The organism is Lysinibacillus sp. NPDC056959 (assembly GCF_042674095.1).
GTDB lineage: Bacteria > Bacillota > Bacilli > Bacillales_A > Planococcaceae > Lysinibacillus > Lysinibacillus zambalensis.
This window is the reverse complement of record NZ_JBHURE010000031.1, coordinates 33,140-47,006: the sequence shown is the minus strand read 5'-3', so window position 1 is coordinate 47,006 and position 13,867 is coordinate 33,140. Positions and strand designations below refer to the sequence as shown.

13 protein-coding genes and 1 pseudogene are annotated in these 13,867 nt (G+C 35.5%); 6 read left to right on the top strand and 8 right to left on the bottom strand.

The annotated features are described in order from the left end of the window. The first annotated feature begins 743 nt into the window (after window positions 1-743). From ACFTQ7_RS22485 to ACFTQ7_RS22470, 4 genes and pseudogenes are all read left to right on the top strand, one after another. Complete coding sequence (locus ACFTQ7_RS22485) at window positions 744-1,049, top strand: hypothetical protein (RefSeq protein ID WP_386831292.1); 306 nt, start codon at window positions 744-746, stop codon at window positions 1,047-1,049. 48 nt (window positions 1,050-1,097) lie between these two features. Further along, a complete protein-coding gene (locus ACFTQ7_RS22480) occupies window positions 1,098-1,418 on the top strand; it encodes a hypothetical protein (protein WP_386831290.1) in 321 nt (106 codons plus the stop codon). A gap of 423 nt (window positions 1,419-1,841) precedes the next feature. After that, entirely contained in the window at window positions 1,842-1,985 is a 144-nt protein-coding gene (locus tag ACFTQ7_RS22475) for an AAA family ATPase (RefSeq protein ID WP_386831288.1), read from the top strand. Beyond that, window positions 1,960-2,064 (top strand): annotated as a pseudogene (locus ACFTQ7_RS22470) (IS1595 family transposase); the annotation flags it as partial. The gene ACFTQ7_RS22475 and the pseudogene ACFTQ7_RS22470, both read left to right, overlap by 26 nt. Window positions 2,065-2,186: 122 nt before the next feature. Here ACFTQ7_RS22470 and ACFTQ7_RS22465 read toward each other — a convergent pair. The 5 genes from ACFTQ7_RS22465 to ACFTQ7_RS22445 form a co-directional block, all read right to left on the bottom strand. Next, window positions 2,187-2,342 (bottom strand): hypothetical protein, encoded by a 156-nt coding sequence (locus ACFTQ7_RS22465; protein WP_162832712.1) that lies wholly within the window; start codon window positions 2,340-2,342, stop codon window positions 2,187-2,189. 182 nt (window positions 2,343-2,524) lie between these two features. Beyond that, entirely contained in the window at window positions 2,525-2,809 is a 285-nt protein-coding gene (locus tag ACFTQ7_RS22460; RefSeq protein ID WP_386831286.1) for a hypothetical protein, read from the bottom strand. Between the two features lie 16 nt (window positions 2,810-2,825). Beyond that, window positions 2,826-3,533, bottom strand: coding sequence for a hypothetical protein (locus ACFTQ7_RS22455; RefSeq protein WP_386831284.1), 708 nt, complete (start codon window positions 3,531-3,533; stop codon window positions 2,826-2,828). Between the two features lie 589 nt (window positions 3,534-4,122). Then, on the bottom strand, window positions 4,123-4,344 hold the full coding sequence (locus ACFTQ7_RS22450) for a hypothetical protein (RefSeq protein WP_386831296.1): 222 nt from the start codon (window positions 4,342-4,344) through the stop codon (window positions 4,123-4,125). A 390-nt stretch (window positions 4,345-4,734) separates the two neighbouring features. Further along, on the bottom strand, window positions 4,735-6,303 hold the full coding sequence (locus ACFTQ7_RS22445) for a sensor domain-containing diguanylate cyclase (protein WP_386831282.1): 1,569 nt from the start codon (window positions 6,301-6,303) through the stop codon (window positions 4,735-4,737). A 692-nt stretch (window positions 6,304-6,995) separates the two neighbouring features. Between ACFTQ7_RS22445 and ACFTQ7_RS22440 the strand changes: the two genes are divergently transcribed. After that, a complete protein-coding gene (locus tag ACFTQ7_RS22440) occupies window positions 6,996-7,907 on the top strand; it encodes a CAP domain-containing protein (protein ID WP_386831280.1) in 912 nt (303 codons plus the stop codon). A 441-nt stretch (window positions 7,908-8,348) separates the two neighbouring features. After that, complete coding sequence (locus tag ACFTQ7_RS22435; protein ID WP_386831278.1) at window positions 8,349-9,533, top strand: CaiB/BaiF CoA transferase family protein; 1,185 nt, start codon at window positions 8,349-8,351, stop codon at window positions 9,531-9,533. Window positions 9,534-9,647: 114 nt separating this feature from the next. Here the strand turns inward: ACFTQ7_RS22435 and ACFTQ7_RS22430 are convergent, their stop codons facing one another. The 3 genes from ACFTQ7_RS22430 to ACFTQ7_RS22420 form a co-directional block, all read right to left on the bottom strand. Then, complete coding sequence (locus ACFTQ7_RS22430) at window positions 9,648-11,123, bottom strand: hypothetical protein (protein ID WP_386831276.1); 1,476 nt, start codon at window positions 11,121-11,123, stop codon at window positions 9,648-9,650. Between the two features lie 386 nt (window positions 11,124-11,509). Then, window positions 11,510-12,064 (bottom strand): HPP family protein, encoded by a 555-nt coding sequence (locus tag ACFTQ7_RS22425; RefSeq protein ID WP_386831274.1) that lies wholly within the window; start codon window positions 12,062-12,064, stop codon window positions 11,510-11,512. A 228-nt stretch (window positions 12,065-12,292) separates the two neighbouring features. Beyond that, window positions 12,293-13,651: an acetamidase/formamidase family protein gene (locus tag ACFTQ7_RS22420; protein ID WP_386831272.1), complete on the bottom strand. Its 1,359-nt coding sequence runs from the start codon at window positions 13,649-13,651 to the stop codon at window positions 12,293-12,295. Window positions 13,652-13,867 lie beyond the last annotated feature (216 nt).

Below are 13,867 nucleotides of genomic sequence, written 5' to 3'. Positions count from 1 at the left end.
ATATTACTTTAAAATAAATATTTGTATTTATGAGTTTTTGATGAAAATGGAGAGAATTAGGTAAATAAATACTTCTATATTTATCGTTATTTCATCTCCAACCAATAGCATATTTAATAGTTCTTTTTAATCTCAGAAAAGTGGATGCAAAAACAAAGAATTCTTTGTTTTTGTTTCTATTATGGCTACTATCTGATTTTTTAAATTTTTACTAATAAATGTTCTGCAATTACACTTTTAGTTATAATATTCTTTACTTGTTTTATTGATTTTGATTGCTTATAAATCTTTTGAAAAATAGTTTTGAAAAGAAACACCTGTATTTATAAACACCCTTTTAGGAAGGCATTGACGCTGTCGTTATTAACTTTCCTTTTATGTGAATTTTTTTGTAATGTTAAGTGTGCAATATGGCGACTGTACCCTATTAAAAAGAAGTGCTCCCTTTTAAACATTTCAATTCAACACTTCACACTCTTATTTGTTTTTTATTGCCAATCATGCATCGAAACTGATTAAGTATTTTATTGGTCAAATTCCAGCTGTCCATACTGATCAATCCAAATATCACCTGGGGAGGTCTCTGTAAATCCTAGAGCAACTCCAATGCTAGCGATTATGGAGTTGCGATAGTTTACCAGGCGATAATTTGTTTGTTATTTTATTCAAAGTATGTTTCTATTTTATGTGTTATAGTATTATAATATAACAAATAACACCATTTATAAAAAATATTGCCGTTTATGAAGGATTTGGGTTTTGCGGATGAAAAAAACGAAGAAAATTTACCTTGGTATTTGAGACAAAACCCTTCTATAGTTTTCGCTACTGTATCTCCACCAATAGCATATTTAATAGTTCTCTTTAATCTCAAAAAAATGGACGCGAAAACCAAGAAAGATCGTTTTGTTTTTGTTACCATTATGGCTGCTATTTGGTCTCTAAAGTTTTTACCGAGAAATGTTTTTGGAATTACATATATTGTTGTATTATATTTATTTTTTCTTTATGTAACGATTTGGGTAGTTTATAAATCTTTAAAAAAATAGCGTTTTGATGTTGTACGTTACAACATTTATTAATTTGATCTACAAATCATGAAAATACAGGCTGATGTTCTTGATAAAGAATTAAAAAAGGTCCTGGATGCAGAAGGATATTATTTTTACAATTACAGTGATGAAACTGCTATTCTAGTAGATGATAGAGGCTTTGAAAAAGAGCTGAATCCAGTCTTTGAAATTGTCAGTGGGTACGGGGATGTCAGTCGTTTAGCAGCAAAGTTATTGTTTGTTCGCAATATAGAAAATGAATACAGTACGGATATTGGAAGTATTAAGAAAGAAGATATCTTTAATTTTAGAATCAACTTAAAAATTAAATTGATTGGAATGCTTAATGCCAAGATAGAAAATTAGATATTGTCATGGTATTCAAACGGGTTATAATAGTTCATGAAGAAGATTTATCCAAACCAAGATTATGTGATGTACAATACCTGGATTGTTTCGAAATTGTTTTCTATCAGCCATATGATTTTTGTAGGTACAATAAACGTAGTCCCTACTAAAAATAACCTTAAAGAGTAAATTAAAAATTCATGATGAAAACCAAACGCTCACTTAGACGTTTGGTTTTTTGTTTTGTTGTATTTTAAAATCAGAAGTTACAAAAATGATATATTGAATATTAATAAAACCCAGCATTAAACTATTTTTTAAACACATTCTTCATCAATAATTATTTATACTTACAACTTGAATTACAAAAAAACTTATCTAAAATATATACATATACCACAAAGAAAAACATTTTATTCCAAATGGGTAGAGGAAAAGAATATGGCAGAAAACAAAAAAGCAATTATCGTAACGTTTGGTAATTTTAAAGGTGGGACAGGCAAAACGACGAATAGTACAATGATTGCGCATGCACTATCGTTGAAAGGATATAAGGTGTTTAAAACATTGGATAAATCGTTTTAAAGGCGTTGATACTAAATACCTCGATAATTACTTAGCGCGGTTTTTATTTGTAGATAGTCATAGCAATGAAAGCACAAAAAAATGACAGAAACATTATCGTAGTTTACGTCTGTCGAAGTTTATTATTTAGTAGTTCAATGACTATTGAAGATACTTTAAATAAAAATTAGAGCCACAGTTTAGTGACTCTAATTTTTATGTCTATTCTTTACAAAAATCTACAAATTTTTTTGCCTGTATTAAGGACATATCTGTTTGTTCTCTCACAAACTTCACCGCTTTAATTTCACCGACGGACTTTATTTTCTCTTTTACTAAGGCAATCAGTTCCTCATTATAGATTTTAGTATAATCCATTTTTCCGACCTCCTCTAATCTATAATACCTTTATACGGCTACTTTAACCATTTAGTTTCAATTAATACCACAAAAAGACCTTTGTGAAAATAAGGAAAAATCGATTGTGAGAGTTCATATTTACTAGATAAAAACAACATTTAAATTTAACAGAGCCTTATGTTTAAATAAGTTCTAAATATTTAAATTATCCAGTATGTCATGCCAATAGCTGTTAGAACAGCTATTCCAAAAGATCCCAGTACTAACCAGCGTGGAACATTATTAGTCTTCTTTATTGTCACATATTCTATCGCTCGAACTACTACGTAAATAAAAGCAGCCGGCATAATAAGTGTATCAAAAGTAATAGGTCCATTAAATGCAATCATTAAAGCAATAAATAGCATCCCATAAACTAATAGTGACATGAATCCATGACTAATTGAATCAAAAATTCCACTTGGCGAGGTCCTAGGGTTCTTCATTTAAACACCTCTCTTATTAAAAGCAATATGTTTTAACCCCATCGATACCTAAAATTTCAGCAGCCGCTCCTCCACCAATTGCTAACCAATCGCTAGTATTTGATGCCTTAGCTAATAATTGAACAGTAGATTTAACTCCGCCTAATGCTTTAATTGATTTATAGGCAGCCGCTCCTGGAACAAATACTGCCGTAATTGCAGCTCCACATTTAGCAACATCCCAAGTTTTACCAGCTACAGTCTTTATGTCGTCCCAAAGTTCTCCCCAAAAACCTAATGCCATAATTTCATTTTCCCCAGATATTGTAGTAGCAACTAAATCACCATTTTCCTCTACTATAACAGATTTGACATCTGATGAAAAATGAACAGGAGATCCAAGTTCTTCAAACATGTCATTTAAAACAGTAACTTCTTCAGCATTTTCTGCTAATACAATATTACTATCTAATTGATCTGTACTAAAATTAGGGTCATATAGTGCACCTAAAAAATCTTCTTGTTGTTTCTCAGTATCTAACCCTATTAATACTTCATTGATTGCTTGAAGTTGTGTAACCACTTCATCTGCATAATTTTGTTGTTCTGGTGTCAACTGTGAAATTTGACTAGCCTCTAAGTTAATATTATCCTTTTTCTCTGCGGCAAATGATGTTGATGTGCCTATTAAACCGAAAGTCATAACTGCGCATGAAACTGAAAGTACTAATTTCTTTAAAACCATGATATCAAACACCCTTCTAATTAAATTATAATAAAATAACGACAGAGTACTATAATATTAGTCTATTGATGTTTTTAGCCTGTCAACCAAATAACTAGACTATTAATATAATTACTTTCACTCGAGTTAAATCAAGATTATCATTATAACAACCGACACTACCACCGAAAATATATACGTCGGTGTCCGTCGGAAAGTCAAAAAAAAGAAACTGGTGTTTATTAATACGCAAGTAAACACCATCAGTAACCCATAACATTAAGTATGTAGTTACGATTACAGCAACTTCAAAAATTAACCGTTATAACCGTAGAGTTTTGATTTGCGTACCAATAATGGCTTTTTCATAATCATTTCCCCCCTTTGCATTTAAGGATGTAATTATAATAATACAAATATTGTAAAAAGACATTTCAATCTGAGATGAAAAATATAAAGATACTTATATTTACGCATTTATCCTTAGAAATGGTTAAGAATAGGATATATGAATGTTTCACTAGGAGGTATATGAATTATGAAGAGTTGGTAAATAAAAAAAAAGCTCCCCTTTTACCTGATTCATAGGGAAGCAATCTTTTTATACATATTATGTGAACAAGTGCCTTTGCTCATTGTAGACAATTTGATAATACAAAGAATTATTAAATAATTTAAAGAAGAATACTGCGTTCTTATAATGCGTGTTTATTAAATCCTTATTTTCCCCAACACGTTCATAACATTTTGCTAAATAATAATTATAGTGACCAAGAAAAGACATATTTTCTAATTTGACAGATCGTTTAATCCCTTCTTGTAGTAAATCTATTGCTTCCTTATAGCCCAGTCGGAACGGAAATCAACCACACGTTATGATTTGATGAATCAAAAAAAGTTGACACTGTACCCTCTTAGTATCCAAACCGTCTACTTTTCCCCGAAATTCCTTTATAAAAAAGCCAAGGAGCATCGGTGCTCGCTTGGCTTTTAACGATATATAGGCATACATCTAGACGTACTTGTGATGTCATAAGGGAAAGGGGGATAACCTTGCATCTTGTCAAGTCGATCGAGAGATGTGTCCCGAGTTTACGAATTATTTTGAACATGTTTTGATAAGTCATATGGGGAATGACTTAAAAATAGCTTGCCCAAATGATCGTTGCATTAATCATGTACCCTAAAATTAGAAATGTATGCTTATTCCCCAAAAAAATTTTTATTTATTTCCTTGCTCTGCTACCATAACTTGATTTCGCCCTGCTTGTTTTGCAAGATATAGCGCACTATCCGCTGCTTCAATTAACTTTTCTGTCGTGTCGGCCATTTGCGGATACACGGCAACGCCTGCCGATAATGTAACTGGACGACCACAAGGACTTATAGTATGCGCCAACATATCCCGTAATTGTTCTGCCACCTGTGCCGCTTCCTCAGCAGTAGTAGTTGGCAGTAACATGACAAATTCCTCACCACCGTAGCGACAGCAAACATCTCCCTCACGAGCAACAGCTTTCATATTTTGAGCTAAAAATTGTAAAACCTTATCACCTACTGCATGACCATACGTATCATTCACACTTTTAAAATGATCTAAATCAAGTAGAATGAGGGCATGTGGCAACTTGTTGTCAAGCCACTCCGTTAGCATCGCATCCATTGTGCGACGATTGGTTACACCTGTTAGCGGATCTGTCGTAGATTGATCTTTAAAAAACGACACCTGTCCCTGTAAAAATGTCAAACTCCGAATGAGAGCACTTTTAAGATAATGCGCTTCAAAATACCAACTACGTACAGATTTCAAGCCTTCTACATTTTTCGAATCCATGCTCTCCTCTGTTAAAGTAGCTAATTGCTGTAAGGGATTCGCAATACGTGCTGCCGCCCAAAGGACAATTAAAATTGAAAAGAGCATAAGCGGAATGGATTTTATAGCAACTTCCTGTACTCTATCAAATGAAGGAGCTAATGCTACATTTAACGGTCGTTGGGCAACTACTCCCCAGCCTGTTAAAGGTACGGTGCTATAACCGGCAAGCATTTCTACTCCTCTAGTATTCAATACTTGCTGAGCCCCATTTTTTCTAGAAATCACTGCTTGGACAACTTTATTATCGATAGCAATATCATTAACACGGCTTGGGTCCTGATGATAAATAACGCGCCCATCCGAATCGACTACATACACATATGACCCATCATGATAATAATGCTCCCCGAGTAATGCATTAAAAACATTTCGTTCTTTTAAATAAATTGTCCCAGCTACCATTCCTAAATATTCATTGGTCTCTGAAAATATAGGATACGATATAAAAATAAGGAGACGCCCTGTTATTCCCTTATAAGGCTTTGAGACAAGAGGTTCCTTTTTAGATAAAGCATCTTTCGCTCCAACAGATGTTAATACTTCGCCTAGTACCTCTTCAGATGGTGGTGAAATAGATAATACAAGACCTTCTGCATTTGTGATCAGCACAGAGTTAAACATGTCATTTTGCATTTTCAAACGTTCAGTTTCCTGAACCAATGCATTGTTATCATGCATTTTTGTTTTTATCGAACCGGCGCTATATCCTAATATCTGAAAAGATTCTTCAAGATAAGAACTAGCGGTTGTAGCTAGTTTTTGTGCATAGACTCGATTCGTTTCAAGCGTATTCTCTTTAATCGAGTCAACGTTCATTCGGTATCCACTCCAAATGCTACCAATACCAGTTAAGATAAAAGCAGCTATCGCAACGCCCATGATTAAATACTTTAGCTTTATCTGTTTTGATTTCATTTTCTATCTTTTACCCCTAATTTATAATTTCTTCTATTATTCTATTAAAACATAAAAAATTTCTTATTAAGAAAATTTCTTACGTCAAAAGTAAAATGTTTGTCAAAGTAGTCCTTCTCAAGGCCCTCTTATAACAAAAGTAATATAGTAGGCTACACCCCAAAACTAAAGATGACATTTGTTAAAACTTATACTTTGTATATTAGTTGATTGGAGTGGAGACTGGGCGACTCCTTGGGGATTAGCAATAGAGGAACGAAGGCTAAAAGCATCACATCCTGTGATTACGCCTTCGTGACCAACATCGTGCTGCTGCCGCTACGTTGCACTCACGCTTTCGCGCAAAAGACATCTGTTGGCCCGAGACCCTGCAGCTAAGCGAAGCGGCTCATCGGACGCCCCCAGGAAGCTCTGCTCTGCACGAAAACGAAGCGTCAGCGGCAAATGTTTTAACTGTGCGAAGCGAAGCGGCAGCAAATGTTTTATCTGTACGAAGCGAAGCGACAGTAACAACAAAGCGCCCAGTCGGAACGGAAATCAACCCTACGTTATGATAGCGAGCCATATAGTAGGGAAAGTTCCATAAATTTAGCATCGTTAACAGAACAAAAATATAGTAATTTATATCTATAAAACTTTTAGTAATTCAATAGACTTTTATTATAAATTCACTTTAAGAAGAGGGTTTTAATATGTTGTTACGTAAAGTAGCTCCAATAATGGTTGGTTTTAGTGCGGCTCTATGGACGAATACCTCTTTCAACCCAAATAAGTCAGCCCGTTCGAATATAACAAATACACAAAAATCTTTGTCACTATCCAGCTTTCAAAGTGACTATAAAATGAAATGGTATCGAGTAGCGACGGACTACGCTCCATTTTCCCTCGTAGGGAAACATAATTCTAATGAAGTTGGAGGATATGAAACACGTATTGGTCATAACGTATTTGGTATTCGTATCGGTGCTAATCGAATAGATGTAAATAGAAAATACGGTCTTCCGCTTAGTGCCATTCACTATGAAAATACAAGCTATTTGCTCAATTACAACGATCATGAAGGTAATACTACACACGGGACCTATTTCATTGATAATCACTACGTTACTTTTTTCTATGATTTACACAAAAACAATATAGTTCGTTCTATTATTTGGATACATGCTAAAACCGAATTAAGTAAACGTGGTTATTATGGTAAGCCATCCAATGAACTACGAACAGGACTTGAAGATTTAATGGTTGATCTTATTAACCATGAGCGAGTTATAGAAGGTTTGCAACCACTCATTTACGACAAAGGGGCTAACCCTATCGCTCGGCAACATAGTAGCAATATGATTACACATCAATTTTTTAGTCATGAAGATCATAAAGGTAGTCATTCCAACGACCGCCTCACTGCTGGGGGAGTTAATTACTATTGGTACGGCGAAAATATAGCGCAAGGTCAGCATAATAGTATATTTGCTCATGAAGCACTAATGAATTCAAAAGGACATCGTATAAATATTTTAAGGAAAGAGTTTACACATATTTTTGTTGGTGTTTGCTTTAAAGATAACGGTGCACCCTATTATACGGTTAACTTTTATTCTAAATAGTTGAACGGTTAAAGTTGATCAACGATATATACACGAAAATCTCTATGCAGAAATCTATAGCATAGAGATTTTTTACACTCTTATAACAACCGTTATCTGGAATATTCAACAAAAATTCTTCTGTAACCACAGAAAATACCTCTGCCCCACGCATCCAACCGGAAACAAGATCATCTCCTCGTTATAGTGATAATTCTATTTTCTGATTTTTTTTACTTTTATCGTTATTCTGACATATAATTTTTTGACTAATTATTTTATAATAAAATTTAACATAGTCAAGCTATCAATTCTTCTGTTATAATACTGATAATTTACATTCTAGCTGTATTAAAACAGACTGAATAAATGCTTTTCACAAAATGGGGATTATGAGAAAAGCGCTGCAATGCATCCTTGAATAGATGGCAATGTAGCCTACACAAAAAGGGGTTGGGAGATTTGGGTATTTTAAAGGGGTTAAAAATTCTCGATTTTTCTGCATTACTACCGGGGCCAATGGCGACAATGATATTTGCTGATTTAGGCGCAGAGGTTATTCACGTTGAATCCTCAAAACGCGTAGATTTAACGCGTATTATGCCTCCTTACGATGATGATCACGAGGCCTATATTCATCAACATTTAAATCGCTCTAAAAAGTCATTAACATTAAATTTAAAATCACCTGAAGCTATAGAAATTGTGAAGTCACTCGTTAAAGAGTACGACATAATAATCGAAGGATTTCGGCCTGGCGTCATGCAACGGCTTGGCATTGGCTACGAAGCTCTAAAAGAAGTAAATCCTGAGGTTATTTATTGTGCTATTACAGGCTATGGACAAACTGGACCATTTAGCAATCGACCAGGACATGACAATAACTATTTATCATTAGCTGGCTTACTCGATTATTCACGCCATAAAGATAAAAAACCTGTCTCCATGGGTGTTCAGCTAGCTGATATTGCTGGGGGCACGATGCATGCGGCAATTGGAGTACTCGCAGCTGCTTTACATCGTGAAAAAACAAGAGAAGGACAATATATTGATATCAGTATGACCGATGCTGTATTTTCGCTCAATGCTATGTATGGGTCTGCCTATATTGGCGGTGGTCGCGTACCTCAGCCCGAGCAAGAAATTTTAAACGGTGGCAGCTACTATGACTTTTACAAAACAAAGGATGGCCGATTTTTCTCAGTAGGAAGTCTTGAACCTCAATTCCGCAAATTGCTTTGTGAAGCGCTTGATATTCCCGAGCTCATTGATAATACGTTTAATGATTCATACTATACACAAATTCGTTTTAAAGAAGCCGTCCATGATGCATTCTTATCGAAGACTTACGAAGAATTGCTTGAAGTGTTTAACGAGGATTTCGAGGGATGTGTCGAACCAGTATTAACGTTTCCAGAAGCGTGCGAGCATCCTCAGCTCAAAGCTCGTGGCATGATTGTTGATATTCCTAAAAGCGACGGTACTACACAAAAGCAAATTGCATCAGCGTTTAAGTTTGACGGCGTTAAGCCGCAGTATAAGCATGTCGGTGCTAAGCTTGGAGAGCATAATGAGGAAGTGTTATCTTCACTTGGCTATAGCGTCGAGCAAATTGCAGACTTACAGAACAAAGGAGTTTTAGAATAAAAAATAAAAAAAGTGTCTAATGTTGTATTTATAACACATTAGACACTTTTTTTTGTTTGTATTTCTAATCAACTACGCCTCGGCATAATTGTGCCCTAAATCGGCTGATAAAAGTTAAACATATGCACTTATAAAGACCCGTAACTTTTCGAAATGATCATCTATGAGTAAATATTTTTTATATATTTCCATTAATTTTTCAAAAAGCTCGTACTGCTCCGTTACAAATAACACCTTTAAAATATTGAGCATATGCAAGGATGCGCTCATTGCCACCAAAGAGTAAGGCGTTTCTGGCTGACGATAATGCTGGCGCCACTCTTCAACAGACAAGCCAATATGCTGTAATGAATTATTTACATGGAGAGCGATATCCTGCTGAACTGACGCTTCAATCGCAATAAATTGCTCATTACTATAATTGTTCTGTACTAAAGCGGCATGTATTTTTTTATTAGACGCTAATACATGTTCCTTTAAAAGTTGAAGCCCCTCTTGATAACGCTCCATTTTTACGTAATGATCCAACAATACTGCATACAAGTTCTCTAAAAAGTTTAGTTCATAATTTTTAATAATTGCAGGAGGTGTTGGCTTACGATTCGGCAATAACTCCTTATATTCCAACAAAATCTCTATCGCGTAATTATTAAGTCGTTCATCTTCTAATAAATACTCACCGTAGTGAATAACAGTTTCAGGATTCTTCTCCTGGTGTGCTATATGAAACTGAAGATAGGCAATCAGAGCTTTTTCTTTCTCTGTCAATGCATACATCGAATAACGCCAATCCGCTTCAAAGGAAGTAATTAAAGCTTTAACGCATGAATAATCTCCTTCAGATAGACGATAATGCGTTACAATTTGGTAAAGATGTAACTGCTTTTTTGCTAAACAAGTAGAATTACAGTTATCCACGTAGGTTATACACTTATCCAGAGTTTTTTTATAATTATCCACAAAGTTATTCACATATCCACAGGTTTTTCTTGTAGATTGTTCAACATGACCCATCATTTCATGGATAAATGTGAATTGTTCTAATGGTTTGTGGATAAACAGTGAATAAACTTTTTTCATGAAAAGCCAATGCCAAAATTGAGTATCTTCTTTATAAATCATATGCACTAAATACTCATTTTCAAATTTATATAAAAATATTGTTTGTAGTTCGTTGACTGGCATTGTAATTTGCATTCGCTTTCCGAAAATTAGCCAGATTAATCGCTCTAAGTCCATTGTGTGCTGTGCAAAAAGTTGTTCAAAAAAGGTCTCCTTGCCTTTTTGCGTATAAAAAAAAGCATTGAGACGTTCATTCACAAATTTAGTATCCAAGCCATACTTGTTAAAAAAAGTTTGCATATCTATCGTCACACGACCCCAATATTTTCGCGCAGTTGAAAACGCAATATTCATCGCAGTTTCCTCATTCACTAAAAATAAGTTCGGTGAAAGTGCAGTACCTAGAATTTTCGGGTCTGCCGGTGAATCACTCTCTGCCTCTAACCATTTTGACAGTAATTTTTCAGCACCCTTTTCACCATTATGTTTATATGTCATGAATAACTGCTCATCACAATCCAACAGCATGCAACTGGAGCCCCCCATCAAATTCAACCAACAACGATCTTCCCCTATTCTGTAAAATACTTGCCAAACCTTTTAACTCTCTTTCTTCAATATAACAAATCTTATCAATCATATGCTAAAGAAATCGAAATATGCATAAAAGAAGATAACAAAAGTATTCGTGCAAAATTGACAACTTTGACTACAATCCCTAAAAAAACATCTAAAAGTCAAATACCTCAAAGATAGGAAAAGATTAATTTCGCAGTTTAAAAGAAGAGCAGCCAAAATAGTTACAAAAAAACATCCTTCAAATTATTGAAGGATGTTTTTGCATCGAAAGCGTAGCGACAATGTTTGTTTTTGCGAAGCACAACACATTTTCACAACTTGCTAAAATTTATTCCTCACCAAAATAAAGGATACTTCCGTGTTTCACGTAGATTATTTATCATAAGACCAAAAAATACGATAATGAGAGCACCAATAAGAACGGGCGTTACTAGATAGCTCCATCCATAGCCTCCTAAAATGATAATAATTGGATTCGCTCCTGCTGGCGGATGAATAATTCCTAAAAAGGCCATAAAAAAAATGGTTAAACCTACGCCAAGGCTAATTGAAACAATGCCCGTCCCTAATAGCGAATACACGGTTAAGCCGATAAAAGCTGAAATCAAATGACCTCCAATAATATTTCGAGGCTGGGACAACGGCGCATTCCAAACGACAAATACGAGTACACAGCTCCCACCAAGTGAAGCCATTAGCCATGGAGCACCTGTATAGTTCGTCAACCAAAGCAAAACAGAAATACATATTAATCCACCGATTGCACCTGTTATGGCATCAGCAAAATTTGTTCGTGAAGGAGCATGTTCCCCACCTTTCATCTTGAATATGTATGTTTTAATAGGTTTTGATTTCCCTTCGTCGTCCCGCAAGCGTATGAAATCTGCCATGAGTCACCTTCCTTTTACTCAAAATTCTATAGAAACCGTATCGATTATTGTTTATTCTAAGCTTGTTCTATTATAACAACTACTAAATAGAATTCAATTTCGCAATGTCAAATTTTGAATCTGCCTTCAGCCAAATAAAAGCTCAATAATTTTTGGCCTTATAACCAATAAAAAAGCAAACTATGAAATCCTCTAGTTTGCTTTCTTTTTGGTTTTTTCAGTATTCATTTAATCATATTGTTTTTTCACTGGTTTATAAATTCGTGCTTTTTTCAGTACTGTTTTAGGTACTTGGAAGGTTGCTGTTACGACACCTGGATGACGACCAATTTCAATCGATCCTGTAATCGTCGCTCGATTCATAACCTCTGGCTCGCTCATTTCAAAAAGCCTTGCAGCTCGGCTGATAGCATTAGTTGTTGCTTCATTTAATGATGTTCCTGAGCCAACAATCGATACCGGGAATGCTTCCTCCACTTGCTTAACGCCAAATTCCTCTGCAAGCTCACGTGCGCGACGTTTTTCTTCCTTTGTAAAAGGTTTAGCCGTATAAGGTAAATCCTCTGTATTTGGCAATAAAATAGGGCCATCCAAAGCTACTTTTTTCAACACACTTACCTGAAGCTGAACTATACCAGCAACATCCGTTGTATGTCCTGCAATTTCTCCGTCCCCTTGCATTGCGTGCATATCACCAATATACACACCACCACCTGGAACCTTTACTGGGCAAATAATGGTTGCCCCTTCACGAACACGACTTATATCCATATGTCCATCTGTACGGTGTGTATCTAATTCCGTCTGCGTAAATGAATATTCATGGGGTGCACCGATTAAAAACGAACCAAAATCACCCGCATTGTGGGAATCTGGCATTGCCTTTGAAGGCGTCGTTCCAAGCTGCCCTAGAAACGGTCGCATTCTTGCCATAACACCTATCAAATCACTTGGCGCTAACGCAACTACAGGATTTTGCACAGAGTTTTCAGGTGTACGCATATAATTTTTCGCATCAAGTGCAATACGGCGAGCCCCCTCTCGCCCAACCGTTACACCAATATTCCCCTTATGATCTAACGCCATCGTATAGCCATTCGTCATGTTAAATGGTGATGTTTCAGTATCACATGTCGAACAGCGAATAGCCTGCCGACCTATCCCTTTGACAACTGTATTCGGATGAAGCTTACCACAGCCTGGGCATTTTACTGATACGAATGGATCACCAATGAAACGATCTGTAATTACCTCATCATGCCCAGATGCTGTTGCTACAGATGTTACCTGTAGTGATTTAATCTTGATAACAATGGCGTCTCCTACCTCTGCACCTTCTACAAATACAGGCTTTGTTACTTCATGCCCACCACGAATCGTCGGTGTTAGCATCGGGCCCCAACATCCTGGTGTCGTATTAGCAATGATTGTTCCACCATCTTTGATAGGTCCAAGCATTTTCTGTTGTGGATCTAAAATACCATCTATGAACTCATTTACGAATAATGTTTCGACGGCTTGCGGCTGCTGTACAAGATCTTCATTTTGTATTACTTCTTTTTCTAGCACATGCAATTCATTTATCATTTTTTCGTCACACTCCTAGTTTTTATTTTATGTATATTGATTTTTGTTCAATTATGATCAGTATAATTCCGTGACACCCGCTAAAAGAAATTAAATTTGATTTCAACACTTTAAAAAACTCTTTGTAGTATATTGTCGATTGTAAAACTAAATTCGACATCAAGTTCGATAGTTCCTTCCATTTTGAGGGGAATATCAGGAATCGTATGTATTGAA